Source organism: Sphingopyxis sp. SE2 (genome assembly GCF_032227185.1).
Lineage (GTDB): Bacteria > Pseudomonadota > Alphaproteobacteria > Sphingomonadales > Sphingomonadaceae > Sphingopyxis.
In genome coordinates this window covers 1,418,149-1,434,430 of sequence record NZ_JAPMXW010000001.1, presented here as the reverse complement: position 1 = coordinate 1,434,430, position 16,282 = coordinate 1,418,149, and the positions used below count along the sequence as shown (strand labels likewise).

General features: G+C 66.2%; 16 protein-coding genes. 14 read left to right on the top strand and 2 right to left on the bottom strand.

Annotated features, from left to right (window positions below):
• The first annotated feature begins 30 nt into the window (after window positions 1-30).
• The 3 genes from OVY29_RS06845 (at window position 31) to folP (ending at window position 3,656) form a co-directional block, all read left to right on the top strand.
• A complete protein-coding gene (locus OVY29_RS06845) occupies window positions 31-927 on the top strand; it encodes an oxidoreductase (protein WP_037556747.1) in 897 nt (298 codons plus the stop codon).
• A 359-nt stretch (window positions 928-1,286) separates the two neighbouring features.
• Entirely contained in the window at window positions 1,287-2,426 is a 1,140-nt protein-coding gene (locus tag OVY29_RS06840) for a site-specific DNA-methyltransferase (protein ID WP_037556750.1), read from the top strand.
• A 99-nt stretch (window positions 2,427-2,525) separates the two neighbouring features.
• Window positions 2,526-3,656 (top strand): dihydropteroate synthase, encoded by a 1,131-nt coding sequence (folP, locus tag OVY29_RS06835; protein ID WP_037556752.1) that lies wholly within the window; start codon window positions 2,526-2,528, stop codon window positions 3,654-3,656.
• A 99-nt stretch (window positions 3,657-3,755) separates the two neighbouring features.
• Here the strand turns inward: folP and OVY29_RS06830 are convergent, their stop codons facing one another.
• The gene (locus OVY29_RS06830) at window positions 3,756-5,183 is read right to left on the bottom strand and encodes a sigma-54-dependent transcriptional regulator (RefSeq protein ID WP_037556754.1); all 1,428 of its coding nucleotides are present in this window, start codon (window positions 5,181-5,183) and stop codon (window positions 3,756-3,758) included.
• 240 nt (window positions 5,184-5,423) lie between these two features.
• Here OVY29_RS06830 and OVY29_RS06825 point away from each other — a divergent pair, with 240 nt between their 5' ends.
• The 7 genes from OVY29_RS06825 to OVY29_RS06795 all read left to right on the top strand — a co-directional run bounded on the left by OVY29_RS06825 (window position 5,424) and on the right by OVY29_RS06795 (window position 10,492).
• Window positions 5,424-5,546: a hypothetical protein gene (locus tag OVY29_RS06825; RefSeq protein WP_037556756.1), complete on the top strand. Its 123-nt coding sequence runs from the start codon at window positions 5,424-5,426 to the stop codon at window positions 5,544-5,546.
• 10 nt (window positions 5,547-5,556) lie between these two features.
• Window positions 5,557-6,678: an NAD(P) transhydrogenase subunit alpha gene (locus OVY29_RS06820; protein WP_037556758.1), complete on the top strand. Its 1,122-nt coding sequence runs from the start codon at window positions 5,557-5,559 to the stop codon at window positions 6,676-6,678.
• Between the two features lie 7 nt (window positions 6,679-6,685).
• Window positions 6,686-7,051, top strand: a complete 366-nt coding sequence (locus OVY29_RS06815; protein WP_037556760.1) for a PH domain-containing protein — start codon at window positions 6,686-6,688, stop codon at window positions 7,049-7,051.
• A gap of 112 nt (window positions 7,052-7,163) precedes the next feature.
• Window positions 7,164-7,757, top strand: coding sequence for a fasciclin domain-containing protein (locus OVY29_RS06810; protein WP_037556762.1), 594 nt, complete (start codon window positions 7,164-7,166; stop codon window positions 7,755-7,757).
• 163 nt (window positions 7,758-7,920) lie between these two features.
• Entirely contained in the window at window positions 7,921-8,202 is a 282-nt protein-coding gene (locus OVY29_RS06805) for a proton-translocating transhydrogenase family protein (protein ID WP_037556765.1), read from the top strand.
• 1 nt (window position 8,203) lies between these two features.
• Window positions 8,204-9,688, top strand: a complete 1,485-nt coding sequence (locus tag OVY29_RS06800; RefSeq protein WP_052182388.1) for an NAD(P)(+) transhydrogenase (Re/Si-specific) subunit beta — start codon at window positions 8,204-8,206, stop codon at window positions 9,686-9,688.
• Window positions 9,689-9,796: 108 nt separating this feature from the next.
• Window positions 9,797-10,492 carry an aspartate/glutamate racemase family protein gene (locus OVY29_RS06795; protein WP_037556763.1) on the top strand — a complete coding sequence of 232 codons (696 nt, stop codon included), beginning with the start codon at window positions 9,797-9,799 and terminating at the stop codon, window positions 10,490-10,492.
• Window positions 10,493-10,683: 191 nt separating this feature from the next.
• Here OVY29_RS06795 and OVY29_RS06790 read toward each other — a convergent pair whose 3' ends face one another.
• Window positions 10,684-11,097 carry a DUF2147 domain-containing protein gene (locus tag OVY29_RS06790; RefSeq protein WP_052182031.1) on the bottom strand — a complete coding sequence of 138 codons (414 nt, stop codon included), beginning with the start codon at window positions 11,095-11,097 and terminating at the stop codon, window positions 10,684-10,686.
• Between the two features lie 97 nt (window positions 11,098-11,194).
• Here OVY29_RS06790 and OVY29_RS06785 point away from each other — a divergent pair, with 97 nt between their 5' ends.
• The 4 genes from OVY29_RS06785 to OVY29_RS06770 all read left to right on the top strand — a co-directional run bounded on the left by OVY29_RS06785 (window position 11,195) and on the right by OVY29_RS06770 (window position 16,269).
• Window positions 11,195-12,412: a parallel beta-helix domain-containing protein gene (locus OVY29_RS06785; protein ID WP_037553949.1), complete on the top strand. Its 1,218-nt coding sequence runs from the start codon at window positions 11,195-11,197 to the stop codon at window positions 12,410-12,412.
• Window positions 12,409-13,431, top strand: coding sequence for an SO2930 family diheme c-type cytochrome (locus OVY29_RS06780; protein ID WP_037553948.1), 1,023 nt, complete (start codon window positions 12,409-12,411; stop codon window positions 13,429-13,431). The genes OVY29_RS06785 and OVY29_RS06780 overlap by 4 nt, the downstream gene beginning before the upstream one ends.
• Window positions 13,432-13,582: 151 nt before the next feature.
• Window positions 13,583-14,215 (top strand): maleylacetoacetate isomerase, encoded by a 633-nt coding sequence (gene maiA, locus OVY29_RS06775; RefSeq protein WP_037553947.1) that lies wholly within the window; start codon window positions 13,583-13,585, stop codon window positions 14,213-14,215.
• Window positions 14,212-16,269, top strand: coding sequence for a TonB-dependent receptor (locus tag OVY29_RS06770; protein WP_037553946.1), 2,058 nt, complete (start codon window positions 14,212-14,214; stop codon window positions 16,267-16,269). Before maiA ends, OVY29_RS06770 begins: the two co-directional genes overlap by 4 nt.
• Window positions 16,270-16,282 lie beyond the last annotated feature (13 nt).

Below are 16,282 nucleotides of genomic sequence, written 5' to 3'. Positions count from 1 at the left end.
CCGCCCGACAGCCTAAGAGGGGAAACGGCGATGAGCAGGGGATTTTCGGCCGACGATGTCGCCGCGCAGACGGGGCGGCGTTTCCTTGTCACCGGCGCCAATGCCGGTATCGGTTTCGAAGTGTCGAGAATCCTCGCCGCGCGGGGCGCGCATGTCGTCCTCGCCTGCCGCGACGGCGACAAGGCCGAGGCGGCGATGAACCGCATCCGGGCCGATGTGCCGGGCGCCGAGCTGTCCTTCCAGCCGCTCGATCTCGCCGATCTCGATCAGGTCCGCGATGCCGCGAAGGCCATAGTCGCGGGGCCGCGGATCGACGTGCTGGTCAACAATGCCGGGGTCATGATCCCGCCCCGGACGCTCACGAAACAGGGCTTCGAGCTGCAATTCGGGGTCAATCACCTCGGCACCTTCGCCTTCACCGGGCTGGTCCACGGCCATGTCGACGATCGCATCGTCGTCACCGGCAGCATCGCGCACAAGAGCGGGACGATGGATTACAGCGACCTGTCGGCGTCGCGCGGCTATCACAACTGGGGGCGCTACCAGATGAGCAAGCTTGCGAACCTGCTCTTCATGTTCGAGCTCGACCGCCGATTGAGCGCCGCGGGCCGCGCGACGCAGGCGATCGGCTGCCATCCCGGCGTCGCGCTCACCGAATTGCAGCGCCACCTGCCGTTGCCGCTGCGCGCATTGACCCCGCTCGCGTCGCCTTTCTTCAACAGCGCGGCGCAGGGGGCGTGGCCGACGTTGCAGGCGGCGACGGGCGCGCATGTGCAGGGCGGCGACTATCTGGGGCCGCAGGGGCTGGGTGAAGTGACGGGCCGGTCGGGCCCGGCGCGCGCGACGCGCATGGCGCGCGACCTGAAGCTGGCGCGCGAGCTGTGGATGCGCTCGATCGAACTGACGGGGGTCGATCCGGGGCTCTAAGTCCTTCTCCCCTTGGGGGAGAAGGATAGGCAGCCTTATCGCGAAGCGATTAGGCGGACTTGGATGAGGGCATTTGCGCCATCAGACCCTCACCCAGCTCCGACTAGCCGGCAAGCCGGCAAGTCTTCACATCCCTCTCCCCCAAGGGGAGAGGAAAAAATTTCGCCGGTGAGTCCTCATCGCCACACCACCAGTGGTTGAGTCTCCGAGTCGCGAGCGACTCCATATGGTGTGTCAGACTCGTTTCGTTCTCATCATATTAACTATTTGGACACGCGGAATCCCTAGAGTCCGGTGCTTGACGGCGGACTCCGCCTGACTCATCAGGGCCTTCTTTCAGTCGAAGACAGGGGCGAAACATGGGTGTGATGGAACGGGTCAAGGCGCCGGCGACGAAGCGGCGGACGCCGAAGGTCGACCCCGCGGACCTGCCGCTCGACAGCATTTTGCAGGGCGATTGCGTCGAGATGATGCGCAGCCTTCCCGCAGCGTCGGTCGATATGATCTTCGCCGATCCGCCCTATAATCTCCAGCTCGGCGGCGATCTGCTGCGTCCCGACGGCAGTCAGGTCGACGCGGTCGACGACGATTGGGACAAGTTCGACAGCCTCGCCACTTACGACCGCTTCACCCACGCCTGGCTCAAGGAAGCGAAGCGCATCCTGAAGCCCAATGGCAGCATCTGGGTGATCGGCAGCTATCACAATATCTTCCGCGTCGGCACCGCGCTGCAGGACAATGGCTACTGGATCCTCAACGACATCGTGTGGCGCAAGGCGAACCCGATGCCCAATTTCAAGGGCACGCGCTTCACCAACGCACACGAGACTTTGATCTGGGCGTCGATGGGCGAGAAGTCGCGCTATACCTTCAACTATCGCGCGATGAAGACGCTGAACGACGAATTGCAGATGCGTTCGGACTGGCTGATCCCGATCTGCGGTGGTCAGGAGCGGCTCAAGAAGGGCGGCACCAAGGTGCATCCGACACAGAAGCCCGAAGCCTTGCTCTATCGCATCCTGCTCGCCTGTTCGAACCCCGGCGACGTGGTGCTCGATCCCTTCTTCGGCACCGGCACGACGGGCGCGGTCGCGAAGCGCCTCGGCCGCCATTTCATCGGCATCGAGCGCGAGGATGACTATATCGCCGCGGCGAACGAGCGCATCGAAATGGCGCTGCCGCTCGACGAGAGCGCGGTAAGGACGATGATGGCGCCGAAAGCCGCGACGCGCGTTGCGTTCGGCACGCTCGTCGAATGCGGGATGATCGCGCCGGGAACGCTGCTGACCGATACCAGGCGCCGCTGGAAAGCGAAGGTGCGCGTCGATGGCAGCCTCGATTGCGAGGGTCAGGCGCCGGGATCGATCCACAAGGTCGGCGCGGGGGTGCAGGGCGCGCCGAGCTGCAACGGCTGGACCTTCTGGCATATCGATACCGGCAAGGAACTGCGGGTGATCGACGCGGTGCGGCAGGACTGGCTGCTCGCCAACGAGGCTTAATAGGCGTCGCCCCCGCGAAGGCGGGGAGACCCTATTGGTGTTGCACAAGGTTGCCAACGGCCCCAGCCTTCGCGGGGGTGACGGATTGAGGGAACGGGCATGTTTCAGCCACTCACCAAGCCCGATCTCGGCAAGACATGGGAGGACGCGCGCGTCTATCTCCGCCCCACCTGCTTCGTCGACCGCCCGCACGAGCTGGACGAGCATTGCCTGCGCATCGCCGACACGATGGTCTGGTTCGCGGCGTGGCATGTCAGCCTGCGCGACGATGGCGCGGTGAAATCGGCGGTCGTCCCCGTCGCCGAACTCGACGGCTGGATCGCGGCGATGCCCGACCGGCTCGCCGAGGCGGCGAAAGCACAGCGCGCCGGCGTGGCGCGCCCGCGGGGCAATCTCCAGCTCGGTGAACGGACCGTCCGGCTGGGCGAGCCACAGCTGATGGGCATTTTGAACGTCACCCCCGACAGCTTCTCCGATGGCGGCAAGCATGTCGATGCCGCCGCTGCGGCCGAAGCGGGCTTTGCGATGGGCGCCGCGGGCGCGGCGATCGTCGACGTCGGCGGCGAATCGACGCGGCCGGGCGCGCCGCTGATCTGGGAAGGCGACGAGATCGCGCGCATCGAGGGCGTCGTTGCCGCGCTGGCGAAAGGCGGCGTCGCGGTATCGATCGACACACGCAAGGCCGCGGTGATGGAGGCGGCGCTCGCCGCCGGGGCGCACCTCGTCAACGATATTTCGGCGCTGCGCTACGACGACCGCGCGATGGAGGTCGTGGTGCAGGCCGGCTGCCCGGTGGTGCTGATGCACGCGCCGTCGGCGAAGAGCGATCCGCACGCGGACGGGACTTATGCGCACGTCCTGTTCGACGTCTACGACATGCTCGCCGAGCGCGTCGCGGCGTGCGTCGCGGCGGGGATCGGCCGCGCGAAGATCATCGTCGATCCGGGCCTCGGTTTCGGCAAGGGGGTCGGCGAAAATCTGACGCTGGTGAACGGCCTCGCGCTGTTTCATACGCTCGGCTGCCCGATCCTGTTCGGCGCGAGCCGCAAGCGGATGATCGGCGCGCTGGACAATGAGGCGCCCGCCGACCAGCGGCTCGGCGGTACGGTGGCGCTGCACTATCAGGCGGCGGCGCACGGCGCGCAGTTGCTGCGCGTCCACGACATCGCCGAGAACCGGCAGGCGCTGCGCGTGTGGCGCGGGCTACGCGACGCGGCGCTGACGGCCTGACCCCAAGTTTGTCATCCCGGCGAAGGCCGGGATCTCGACTTATCGTAGAAACGCACCGGCGAGATCCCGGCCTTCGCCGGGATGACGACGAGAAAGCTATCAGGCCGCGGTATCGATCCCCAGATCGCTGAGCTTGCGATACAGCGTCGAGCGGCCGATGCCGAGGCGCCGGGCGACTTCGCTCATCCGGCCGCGATAATGGCCGATCGCAAGGCGAATGACGTCGGCTTCGATCTCCTCCAGCGGACGCAAATTGCCGTCGGGCAGATAGAGGGTGACGCCGATCGCCTCGCCGTTGATCACGACGTCGCCGTCGTTGCTGACGCCGCCGAGCGCCGCTTCGATAGCGCGGAAATCGGCGCTGGTGAGCACGCCGGTCTTGCTCTCGACCGCGGCGCGGAACAGCACGTCCTGCAACTGGCGGACATTGCCCGGCCAGGCATAGGCGGCGAGCAGGCGCAGCGCGTCGTCGGTGACGCCGATCGGTCCCATGCCGGGCAGGCCGCCGATGCGCGCGAGCAGGTGACGCGCGAGCGGGCCGACGTCGCCGCGGCGCTCCGAAAGCGAGGGCAGGGTGAGCTGCGCGCTCGACAGCGCGTAGAAGAGGTCTTCGCGAAAATGGCCCGCCTCGATCAGCTTGTCGAGCGGGCTGGCGCTCGTCGCGATGATGCGGACGTCGACGCTCTGGCGGATCGAACCGCCGATCATCTGCACCTCGCCCGAGTTCAGGAATTCGACGAGCTTCGCCTGCGTTTCGAGCGGGATGCACTCGACATGGTCGATGATGATGCTGCCGCCGTCGGCCTGCACGAGCCGGCCGACCTGACGGTCGAACGCGCCCGGAAAGGCACCGCGTTCGTGGCCGAACAGTCCCGATCCGATCAGGCCCGGCGACACCGCCGAGCAATCGACCATGACAAGCTGGCCGCGGGCGCGCGGGCTGGCGCTATGGATCGCGCGCGCAAAGACTTCCTTGCCGGTGCCGGGCTTGCCGTTGATCATCACCGGCACGCGTGCGCGCGCGGCCTTCGCGGCGATCGCGAGCGCGCTGCGGAAATTGGGGCTCGACCCGATGATTTCCTCGAAAGCCAATGGAGCACGAAGCTTTTCGGTGAGCGGGCGCAGTTCGCCCTGCGGACCGCCGGTCGACACGACGCGGTCGAGCGCTTCGAGCAGCCGGTCGGGCGCGATCGGTTTCTGGACGAAGTCGCTCGCCCCGGCGCGCATCGCGCCGACCGCGACCTCGACCCCGTTGCGCATCGTGATGACGACGAGCGGCAGCGCGGGGCGCCAGCGGCGCAGCTCGGCGACGAATTCGGCGATGTCCATGCCCGGCGCGCCCTGATCGACGAGCACCGCGTCGAGCGCCATGCCTTCCTGCGTGCCGAGCTTGGCGAGCGCGGTGTCGGTGTCGGGCGCGACGATGCTGCGCCAGCCGCCGCGCGACGCCAGGGCCGACAGGAAACGCTGCTGGGCAGGTTCGCTGTCGACGATCATCACCATTCGCGTGTCGCGCGTGTTCGTCATCGTTTCGAATCTGCCCCCTGAACCGACATTGCTACGGGTATGTTCTGCTGTGGGACGCATATCTATCCGATAGGGGTAAAAGGGCGATTAAGGCCAATCCTCTTTTGCCACACGCTTATAATGGTGCCAAACCCGCACTTGAGCATCGCGGGGCGCGTGGCTAAGACCGGCGCGATAACCGATTCTGGGCGCTGCGCTGTGCGTTTGCGCACAGCAAACAGGCGTAATAGGGGAAAAGCGATGGCACAGCAGGAAATGAAGGCAGCGAACGAAACCTATTCGGGTTTCCTCAGCCTGCTGAAAGTCGGGTCGATCATCACCGCGGTGGTCACGCTCGTCGTCGTCCTCCTCATCGCCTCCTGATCCGGCCGGCATGCGCATCGCCGTATTGAAGGAGCTCGCCGCCGGCGAGACCCGCGTCGCCGCGACCCCCGAAACCGTGAAGAAATTCATCGGTCTGGGCGCCGAAGTTGCCATCGAGTCGGGGGCGGGCGTTGAGGCCTCGATCGCCGATGCCGACTATAGCGCCGCGGGCGCGAGCGTCGGCAGCCGCGTCGATGTGCTCAAGGGCGCGAACATCATCCTCGGCGTGCAGGGGCCCGATCCGGCGAGCCTGTCGGGCTTTGCCGATGGGGCATGGCTCGCGGCGGGGCTCAACCCGTTCGGCGAGCGCGAACGCGTCGATGGCTATGCCAAGCTCGGGATCGAGGCGCTCGCGATGGAATTCATGCCGCGCATCACGCGCGCGCAGTCGATGGACATATTGTCGAGTCAGGCGAACCTTGCGGGTTACAAGGCGGTGCTGATGGCGGCGAACGCCTATGGCCGCGCCTTTCCGATGATGATGACCGCCGCAGGCACCGTCAGTGCCGCCAAGGCGTTCGTGATGGGCGTCGGCGTTGCGGGGCTTCAGGCGATCGCGACCGCGCGCCGCCTCGGTGCACAGGTCAGCGCGACCGACGTGCGCGCGGCGACCAAGGAACAGATTCTCAGTCTCGGCGCCAAGCCGATCTTCGTCGAAAGCGTCGCGGGGATCGAGGGCGAGGGCGCGGGCGGCTATGCCACCGAAATGTCCGACGAATATAAGGCGGCGCAGGCCGAACTCGTGTCGTCGCACATTGCCAAGCAGGACATCGTCATCACGACCGCGCTGATCCCGGGGCGCCCCGCGCCGCGGCTGATTTCGGACGCGCAGCTCGCGACGATGCGCTCGGGCAGCGTGATCGTCGACATGGCGGCCGAAAGCGGCGGCAATGTCGAAGGCTCGGTTTCGGGCGAGGCGAAGAAGATCCACGGCGTCACCGTGATCGGCGCGAAGAATATCGCGGCGCTGATGCCCGCCGACACCAGCGCGCTGTTCAGCCGCAACCTGTTCAACTTCCTCTCCGCCTTCTGGGACAAGGAAGCGGGGAGGCCGGTGCTCGACGAGGAAATCGGCAATGCCGTGCGCCTGACGCAGGGCGGCAAGGTCGTGAACGAGCGGCTGCTGGGGTAAGCGAAATATGGGCCTGTTCAGCGCCGGGGATATCGACGTCGCCGGAGCGCAGGCCGAGTTTCAGGCGTGGCTGATCGACGGCGAACGCGTGCTCGCCGCCTTCCGCACCGTTCGCGACACCGCGCTGCTGACCAATCTGCGCTTCGTCTTCGTCGATGTGCAGGGGCTGACGGGATCGAAGAAGGAATTTCTGAGCATCCCGTGGCGTTCGGTCACGCGCTTTTCGTTCGAGACGGCGGGCACCTTCGATCTCGACGCCGACATGAAAATGTGGGTTTCGGGCGCCGCGACGCCGCTCGAGGTCAAGATTTCGCGCAAGAGCGACCCGCAGCGCATCCACAAGCTGATGACGCAGTTGATCGTCGGCCGCTGAGGCGGCGTCATAAATCTCGGCCGGGCGGTAACAAGAGCGTCATCAACGGCGTGTTGATGCCGGCGCGCGGCGGCCGATTCGGGCTGCGGACAGGCTTTTCGAAGGATATCATATGAAGACCCTCCTGATTTCGGTCGCCGCCGCGGCCGCGCTCGCGCTGTCGGGCTGCGGCAAGGGCGAAACGCCGGCCGAACCGGCCGCGGGCGAAGGCGCGATGTCGGCCGCGATCGGCGGCGATGCGTCGGCGATGCAGGCGACGAGCACGATCGCCGCGAATCTTGCGGCCTCGCCGAACCACAGGATGTTGACGGCGGCGCTGACGCAGGCGGGGCTCGCCGCGACGCTGTCGGGTGCGGGGCCGTTCACGATCTTCGCGCCAACCGACGCAGGCTTCACGCAGGTCCCGCCGGTGACGCGCGACGGCTGGATGCGCCCGGCGCAGCAGGCGGTGCTGGCGGGCGTACTCAACCATCATATCGTCCCGGGCAAGCTGACCGCCGCCGATCTCGCGGCGAAGATCGACGCAGGTGGCGGCAAAGCGTTACTCAAGACCGCGGGCGGGCAGGATCTGACCGTGACGAAAAGCGGCAACGCGATCCTGCTGACGAGCAGCAGCGGCAACAAGGCGACGGTGACCGGCGCCGATCTCGACCAGTCGAACGGCGTCGTCCATATTGTCGATGCGGTGCTGGTGCCTGGCATGTAAAAATATCGCCGAGAGCCCGGCGACACGATATTTTATGTCTAAAAGCGCCCGCATTTCTCGCCTTGGGAAATGCGGGCGCCTCTTTTTGTCCGCTTTGGAGTCGACAGGCTGGCGCCGCCACGGCAAGAGGTGCGCGAAACGGAATCAGCAGGGGAGCGAGCCCGTGGATTTTATCGCGATTTTTTCGATTTTCGTACTGGCGTGCTTCGTCGGCTATTTCGTCGTCTGGTCGGTGACCCCGGCGCTGCACACGCCGCTGATGAGCGTCACCAACGCCATCTCGTCGGTCATCATCGTCGGCGCCCTGATCGCGAGCGCCGCGGCGGGTTCGGCCTCGTCGAAATGGCTCGGGCTCGCCGCCGTCGTGATGGCGAGCATCAACATCTTCGGCGGCTTCGCGGTCACCGAACGCATGCTGGCGATGTACAAGAAGAAGGAACGCTGAGATGGACTTTCAGCCGATCCTTGCCGCCGCAGCCGGCGGCCACGGCGCCGTGAACCCCTGGGCCGCCATCGCCTATCTCGTTTCGGGCATCCTCTTCATCCTCGCGCTGCGCGGCCTGTCGTCGCCGGCCTCGTCGCGCCGCGGCAACCGCTATGGCATGGCGGGCATGACCATCGCGGTCGTCACGACGCTGCTGACGCATGCGCCGGTTACGGTTGACGGCGGCGTCGACTCAATCGGTCTGGTCGAGATTCTCGTGGCGATCGGTATCGGCGCCGTGATCGGCATCGTCATGGCGCGCAAGATCGCGATGACCGCGATGCCGCAGCTCGTCGCGGCGTTCCACAGCCTCGTCGGTCTCGCCGCCGTCGCGGTGGCAGCCGCCGCCTATCTCAACCCGCAGGCATTCGGGATCGCCGATGCCGCGGGGCAGATATTCACCGTCAGCCGCGTCGAAATGGGGCTTGGCATCGCGATCGGCGCGATCACCTTCTCGGGATCGGTCATCGCCTTCCTGAAGCTCAACGGCAATATGTCGGGCGCGCCGATCATGCTGCCGGGGCGGCACGTCATCAATCTCGGCACGCTTGCCGCGATCATCGGCCTCGTCGCCTATTTCACCTTCGATCAGTCGCCGTGGGTGTTCTGGACCGTCACGGGCCTCAGCTTCCTGATCGGCTTCCTGCTGATCATCCCGATCGGCGGCGCCGACATGCCGGTCGTCGTGTCGATGCTCAACAGCTATTCGGGCTGGGCCGCGGCGGCGATGGGCTTCACGCTCGGCAACACCGCGATGATCATCACGGGTGCGCTTGTCGGCTCGTCGGGTGCGATCCTTTCGTACATCATGTGCCGCGCGATGAACCGCAGCTTCATCAGCGTGATCGCCGGCGGCTTCGGCGGCGACGATGCCGCGGCGGGTGCGGGCGGCACCAAGGAACAGCGCCCGTGGAAGCCGGGCAGCGCCGACGACGCCGCCTTCCTGATGAGCCAGGCCGAAAATGTCATCATCGTCCCCGGTTACGGCATGGCGGTCGCGCAGGCGCAGCATGCGCTGCGCGAAATGGCCGATCAGCTCAAGAAGGAAGGCGTCAACGTCAAATATGCGATCCACCCGGTCGCGGGGCGCATGCCGGGCCATATGAACGTCCTGCTCGCCGAGGCCAATGTGCCCTATGACGAGGTGTTCGAGCTCGAGGACATCAACGGCGAATTTGCACAGGCCGACGTCGCTTTCGTCATCGGCGCGAACGACGTGACCAACCCGGCGGCAAAGACCGACAAGACGTCGCCGATCTATGGCATGCCGATCCTCGACGTCGCCAACGCCAAGACCGTGCTGTTCGTGAAGCGTTCGATGGGCGGCGTGGGCTATGCTGGCGTCGACAACGACGTCTTTTATATGGACCAGACGATGATGCTGCTCGGCGACGCCAAGAAGATGGCCGACGATATCGTCAAGGCGCTGAGCGGCAGCGGGCACTAGACAAGAATCGTCGCCCCTGCGAAGGCAGGGGCCGCTGGCAGCCTCGCGCTACCTCGACAGCGGCCCCCGCCTTCGCGGGGGCGACGTGTTTTTGAGACAGGGAATCTTATGCGCAAAATCGGCCTGATCGGGGGGATGAGCTGGGCGTCGACCGAGCTCTATTACCGCCATCTCAACAAGGGGGTGCAAAAGCGCCTTGGTACCGCCTGTTCGGCGCCGATCCTGATGGAGAGCCTCAACTATTGCGAGCTGTCGCGGATCACGACGGCGGAGCAATGGACGCATGCGAAGGAGGTGCTGATCGCCTCGGCTCAGCGGCTCGAAGCGGCGGGCGCGACCGCGCTGATGATCGCGGCCAATTCGATGCACAAGGTCGCCGAGGATGTCGCGGCGGCGATCTCGATCCCCTTGCTCCATATCGTCGACGAGACCGGCGAGAAGATGAAGGCCGACGGGATCAAGGCGGCCGCGGTGATCGGCACGCGCAATGTGATGACCGAACCCTGGTTCCGCCAGCGCCTTGTGCGTCACGGGCTGACGCTCGCGCCCTATGACGCGAGCCGCGCCGACGAAATCGACCGGATCATTTACGAAGAGCTGATGCTCGGCAAGGCGAACGAAAGCTCGCGCCGGACGATGAAGACCTTCATCACCGACATTGCGAAGCAGGATATCCAGGCGGTCGTGCTCGCCTGTACCGAATTGGTGATGCTCGTCGACACCGACGCCAATGTCCTGCCGATCTACGACACGACGCGCATCCATGTCGCGGCGGGCGTCGACTGGATTTTGGGCGAGGGGTGACGAAATATCCTCCCGTGGCGATAACCATGGGAGAGGAGCAGAACCTCCGCGGGCGGATGGTGGAGAGGCGGGGACCTCGTGCCGTAGCCTCCGTCAGCGCTGCGCCAAAGGGTGCAGTTTATCCTGAGCGCCTGCAAGGCAGTCGAAGGGCGCTGCCACCTCCCCATCGCTTCGCGACAGGGAGGATTGTGTTACCCCACCCGCGTCCAGGTGACCGTGCGGCAGAACACCGACACGCAGCCCTTCATCGTCAGCTTGTTGCCCTTCACGCGCAGGTGGGCGTTGTAATAGCGGCCGTCCTCGGGGCTATAGCCTTCGCCTTTCCAGCCATCGCCGTGCGGGACGAGATCCCAATAGATTTGCAGACCCTCGACCATGCGACCGCGTTTCGCCTTGTCCGGGTTGCGGTCGTCGCGCTGGCCGCCGGCGGGTTCCTTGATCAAAAGCTCGGCGATGCGGCCGCACATTTTGGCGCCGCACTTCGCCATCGCGACGATGCCCTTGCCGTCGTCGGTTTTCCAGCGGCCCGCCAGCGATGCGGGCGCCGCCGCGATCGACGGCACGGCAATGAAGGCGACAAGCGCCAGTCCAAATCTGTGAATCAAGCGACCTCTCCCCGGTTAGCTACACATATGTCAGCAACATCGCTTGGCTTCCGTCAAGTCTTGCACCATGCTCCCGTAAAAATCAGGGGAGAGACATATGCGATTCCATGGCCTCAGCCACCACGCGGCGACGCTTTGCATCGTGGCGGCGCTTGCCGCCCAGCCGGCGGCGGCGAAAGTCATCAGCGTCAGTGCGACAACGCCCGACGCCAATGAAAAGCTGCAGGAGGCGCTGATCCTCGCCGAACCGGGCGACACCGTGCAACTGGGCGCGGGCACGTGGACGCTGACCGACGGGCTGTCGCTCGACGTCGCGAACGTCACGCTGCGCGGTGCCGGGGCGGGCGAGGGCGGCTCGATCCTCGACTTCACCGGGCAGCAGGGCGCGGGCGAGGGGCTGCTCGTCACCTCGGACGATGTGCTGCTCACCGAATTCGCGGTGCTCAATACGAAGGGCGACGGGATCAAGTCGAAGGGCGCCGACCGCATCGTCTATCACAAGCTGCGCGTCGAATGGACCGCGGGGCCGAAGGCGACCAACGGCGCCTATGGCATCTACCCCGTCGAAAGCACCGACGTACTGATCGACAGCGCCTATGTGCGCGGGGCGTCGGATGCGGGCATCTATGTCGGCCAGTCGAAAAATATCGTCGTCCGCGATTCGGTCGCGACCGAAAATGTCGCGGGGATCGAGATTGAGAACAGCTATGACGCCGACGTTCACGACAATGTCGCGACGAAGAATACCGGCGGAATCCTGGTGTTCGACCTGCCGAGCCTGCCGATGCAGGGCGGGCATAATGTCCGCGTTTTCGAAAATGTCGTGAACGACAACAGCACGCCCAATTTCGCGCCGAAGGGCAATATCGTCGCGAGCGTGCCGACGGGCACCGGCGTGCTCGTGATGGCGAACCGCAATGTCGAGATTTTCGACAATGTCTTCGACCAGAACGGCACCGCCAATGTGATGATCGTCGGTTATCGCTACGAACATAAGGATCCCAAATATCAGCCGCTGCCCCGCGCAATCGTCGTGCGCGGCAACCAGCATGGCAAGGCGGGCTATGCGCCCCAATTCCCCGGCGGCGATCAGATCGCGGCGGCGATGGGCGGCGGCATTCCGCCGATTTTGTGGGACGGCGCGGGCGATGCGATCGTGCTCGATCCGGTCGGGGTGCTGTCGCTGAACCTGCCCGATGTGAAAACGCCGCAGAGCGAGGCGAAGCCCGCGCCGGCCGACCTGTCGAAGGGCGCGCCGCCCGCCGCGCTGCCGGCGATCACGCTGCCCGAAAGCATGGAGGCGAAGGTCAAGTGAAACGCGTTTTCGCCGCGCTGGCCGCGGCGCTGCTATGCGCGAGCGGGGGAGCGGCGGGTTCGCTGCCCGGCGTCGATCAGGCGCTCGTCGAGAGCGACGCGATGCCGCCGAAGCTTTCGGCGTTCGGCCTGTTTCGCGGCAACGACCCCGGACAGCCCGCGACCGGCGTCGGCTATACGCTGCGCGCGCCGCTGTTCAGCGACTATACCGACAAGCAACGTTTCATCTCGATCCCCGCGGCGAAGAAGGCGAAGGTCGCAGCCGACGGGTCGGTCGAATTTCCGGTCGGGACGGTGCTCGTCAAAAGCTTCGGCTGGGCGGACGTCAACGGCGGGCGCGCGGTCGAGACGCGGCTGCTCATCCACCGCGCGGCGGGCTGGGTGGCGCTGCCCTATATCTGGGATGCCGATGGCAAGGATGCGACGCTCGCGCTCGGCGGGCGCCGCGTGCCGGTGACGTTCAAGAGCCCCGATGGCGAAACGCACAGCATCCGCTATGCGGTGCCGAACAAGAACCAGTGCAAGGAATGCCACAGCCTGAACGGGGCGATCGTGCCGATCGGGCCGAAGGCGCGGAATTTCATCCTCGACCCCGCGGTCTCGGAGAAGGTGCGGGGCCTTTATTTCGAAAATCCGGCCGCGCTGAAACCGGTTATGCCGCAATGGGACGATCCCAAGGCCGGGAGCGTCGAAACCCGCGCCCGCGCCTATCTCGACGTCAATTGCGCGCATTGCCACAACCCGGCGGGCAGCGCGTCGAACAGCGGGCTGTTCCTGCGCTGGACCGACGATCCGACGGGCGTCAACTATGGCATCGGCAAGCGCCCGACCGCGGCGGGACGCGGCAGCGGCGGCATGGAGTTCGCAATCGCGCCCGGCGATCCTGATCACAGCTTCCTGATCTATCGGCTCGAAAGCACCGACCCCGGCATCGCGATGCCCGAGGTCGGGCGGTCGACGGTGCACAAGGAAGGGGCGGCGCTGCTGCGGCAATGGATTGCCGAGATGCCGAAAGAATAAAAAGCCGCTGGCCGATCGTCCTTGAACGAAACGCAGCCTCCTCATATTCGTCATTCCGGCGAAGGCCGGAATCTCACCGTTCCGGGCTGACGCAAGGGCGAGATCCCGGCCTTCGCCGGGATGACGAGGAAAGAATGGCGCGCACTATTTTATGACCCAGCTCGTCCTTCACGATTATTTCCGCTCCTCGGCCAGCTTTCGCGTCCGCATCGCGCTGAACCTGAAAGGGCTCGACTATAGCCGCGTCGAAATCAGCTTGATCGCGGGCGAACAGCGTAGCGACGCCTTTCTCGAACAGAATGCCCAGGGTTTCGTCCCGATGCTCGTCGTCGATGGCGAACCGATCATCCAGAGCATGGCGATCATCGACTGGCTCGACCGCGCCTTTCCCGAACCGCGGCTGATTCCCGAAGAGGCGATGCCGCGCGCGGTCGCGCTGGCGCGCGCGCAGGTGATCGCGAGCGACATCCATCCGCTCAACAACCTCCGCGTGCTCAAATATCTGAAGCGCGACCTCGGGCTCAACGAGCAGACCAAGGACCGCTGGTATCGCCACTGGATCGTGCAAGGCTTCGATGCGCTCGAAGCGATGGCCGGCGAGGGGCGCTTCCTCGGCGGCGACACGCCGGGGATCGCCGACTGCTGCCTCGTCCCGCAGATGTATAATGCGCGGCGTTTCGAGACCCCGCTGGGCGATTATCCGCGGCTGGTGGCGATCGATGCGGCGTGCATGGAGTTGGAAGCGTTCCAGAAGGCGCATCCCGACGCGGTCAAGCCCGCGTGATCCGGCTGCTGACGGGAGCCGCGCTGCTGGTCATGCCGGTGGCGGCGATGGGGCAGGATGTCAATGACCCCGTTTATCTCGATCCGCTTGTTGAGGCGCCAAAGCCGGCGAATTGGGATGAGTGGATCGTTGTCACCGCCGGTGGCATGCTTCGACCCGGCGCAGGAAATGCCGTTCAGAGCGTATCGCTGATCGCGGATATCGATCCAGGCCTTGGCTCGCGCATCGAGAACCGCCTGCGCGACGAAGCGGGCATCGTTCAGTTCCGCCGCTCGGACGGCCGCAGCGCACATCCGACAAGCCAGGGCGTGACGCTGCGCGGACTCGGCGGCAACGCGTCGAGCCGCGCGCTGGTAACGCTCGACGGGGTGCCGCAGGCCGACCCGTTCGGCGGCTGGGTCGCGTGGGGCGCCTATGACGCGATCAACCTCGGCGGCATCGTCGTGACGCGCGGCGGGGGCGGCGGTGCCGACGGGCCGGGCGCACTTGCGGGGACGATCGGCCTCCATTCGACGATGACCGACGGCGCCGAGGCGAGCCTGGCTTATGGCAGCCGCGACGGATGGGATGCGTCGGCGTCGGTGGGCGGTCAGATCGGCGGCGGGCAGGTCGCGATCGATGGGCGCTACAGCCGCGGCGACGGATTCATCCCCGTCGCTAAGGGCCAGCGCGGCGCGGCCGACCGCGCGGCGCCGTATGAACAGGGCGGGCTAGGGCTTCGCCTGCGCTTCGACGCGGGCGACAGCAGCCGGATCGAAGCAAGCGTCCGCGGCTTCTCCGACCGGCGCGACCGCGGGGTCGATTTCACGACGAGCAAGACCGACGGCGTCGATGCCAGCGTGCGTTTCGTCCATGACCCAGTGGGCGCAACCCAATGGCTCGCGCTCGGCTATATCCAACTCCGCGATTTCGAGAGCGGCTTCGCGAGCGTCGCGGCGGGGCGCGACAGCGCGAACCCCGTCTTGTTCCAGCGCATCCCTGCGACCGGTATCGGCGGTCGCTTCGAACTGCGTCCCGCGATCGGCGGGGCCAATCCGCTCCGCGTCGGCGCCGACTGGCGCCGCACCGTCGGCCGGACCGAGGAGGATTTCTTCTTCACGGACGGCATTCCCGGCCGCCACCGCACGGCCGGGGGCAGCAGCGATACCGTCGGGGCCTTCGCTGAATGGACGTCGGGTGATGCAAGCGACGGCTTCCTTTGGACGCTGAGCGGGCGTGTCGATCGCTGGTGGCTCGGCACCGGCTATCGGCTCGAGCGCAATCGCGGCGGCGGGCCGGTCATCACCGACCTCCGCTTTGCCGCGCGGCGGGGGTGGGAAGGCAGCGGGCGCGCGGGCGTGCGCTGGACCTCCGATTCGGTTTCGCTGCGCGCCGCCGCCTATCGCGGCTGGCGCCTGCCGACGCTCAACGAGCTTTACCGCCCGTTCCGCGTCGGCGCCGAGACGACGATGGCGAACGAGATGCTGAAGCCCGAGCGGCTGTGGGGCGGCGAGGTCGGCGCCGACTGGGAAAGCGGCGGCACGAAATTGTCGGCGACGCTCTTCGCCAACCGGCTCACGAACGCGATCGCCAATGTGACGCTCGCGCCGAACCTCAACCAGCGGCAGAATCTCGACGCGATCGACAGCAAGGGCGTCGAGGTGGCGGCCGAGCAGCGGATCGGGCCCGCGACGCTGCGTGCGACCTATGCCTTTACCGACGCCGAGGTCGATGCGTCGGGGGGCGCGGCGACGCTCGACGGCCGCCGCCCTGCGCAGATCGCAGAGCATGGCGGCAGCGTCTCGCTGCGCAGCCATGCGCAGGGGCCATTGGGCGGCTTCGCGACGCTGCGCTATATCGGCGAGCAGAATGAGGATGACCTTGGCTTGCTTACGCTGGGCGACGCACTGACGCTCGACGCCGGGCTGTCGTGGCGGTTCAGCGACGCGGTCAGCATCGAGGCGCGCGGCGAGAATCTGTTCGACGAGCTGGTGCCGGCGGCGATTTCCTCGTCGGGCATCGTCGAGCGCGCGATCCCGCGCACGCTGTGGGTCGGTGTTCGGACGACGTTCTGACAGATGCACCTTT

What these genes read in the sequence shown, in the direction of transcription:
- OVY29_RS06820 (WP_037556758.1), top strand. Translation starts at nt 5,557, where the DNA reads ATGCGCATCGCCGTATTGAAGGAGCTCGCCGCCGGCGAGACCCGCGTC.
- OVY29_RS06845 (WP_037556747.1), top strand. Translation starts at nt 31, where the DNA reads ATGAGCAGGGGATTTTCGGCCGACGATGTCGCCGCGCAGACGGGGCGG.
- OVY29_RS06800 (WP_052182388.1), top strand. Translation starts at nt 8,204, where the DNA reads ATGGACTTTCAGCCGATCCTTGCCGCCGCAGCCGGCGGCCACGGCGCC.
- maiA (WP_037553947.1), top strand. Translation starts at nt 13,583, where the DNA reads ATGACCCAGCTCGTCCTTCACGATTATTTCCGCTCCTCGGCCAGCTTT.
- OVY29_RS06815 (WP_037556760.1), top strand. Translation starts at nt 6,686, where the DNA reads ATGGGCCTGTTCAGCGCCGGGGATATCGACGTCGCCGGAGCGCAGGCC.
- folP (WP_037556752.1), top strand. Translation starts at nt 2,526, where the DNA reads ATGTTTCAGCCACTCACCAAGCCCGATCTCGGCAAGACATGGGAGGAC.
- OVY29_RS06810 (WP_037556762.1), top strand. Translation starts at nt 7,164, where the DNA reads ATGAAGACCCTCCTGATTTCGGTCGCCGCCGCGGCCGCGCTCGCGCTG.
- OVY29_RS06825 (WP_037556756.1), top strand. Translation starts at nt 5,424, where the DNA reads ATGGCACAGCAGGAAATGAAGGCAGCGAACGAAACCTATTCGGGTTTC.
- OVY29_RS06785 (WP_037553949.1), top strand. Translation starts at nt 11,195, where the DNA reads ATGCGATTCCATGGCCTCAGCCACCACGCGGCGACGCTTTGCATCGTG.
- OVY29_RS06830 (WP_037556754.1), bottom strand. Translation starts at nt 5,183, where the DNA reads ATGACGAACACGCGCGACACGCGAATGGTGATGATCGTCGACAGCGAA.
- OVY29_RS06840 (WP_037556750.1), top strand. Translation starts at nt 1,287, where the DNA reads ATGGGTGTGATGGAACGGGTCAAGGCGCCGGCGACGAAGCGGCGGACG.
- OVY29_RS06795 (WP_037556763.1), top strand. Translation starts at nt 9,797, where the DNA reads ATGCGCAAAATCGGCCTGATCGGGGGGATGAGCTGGGCGTCGACCGAG.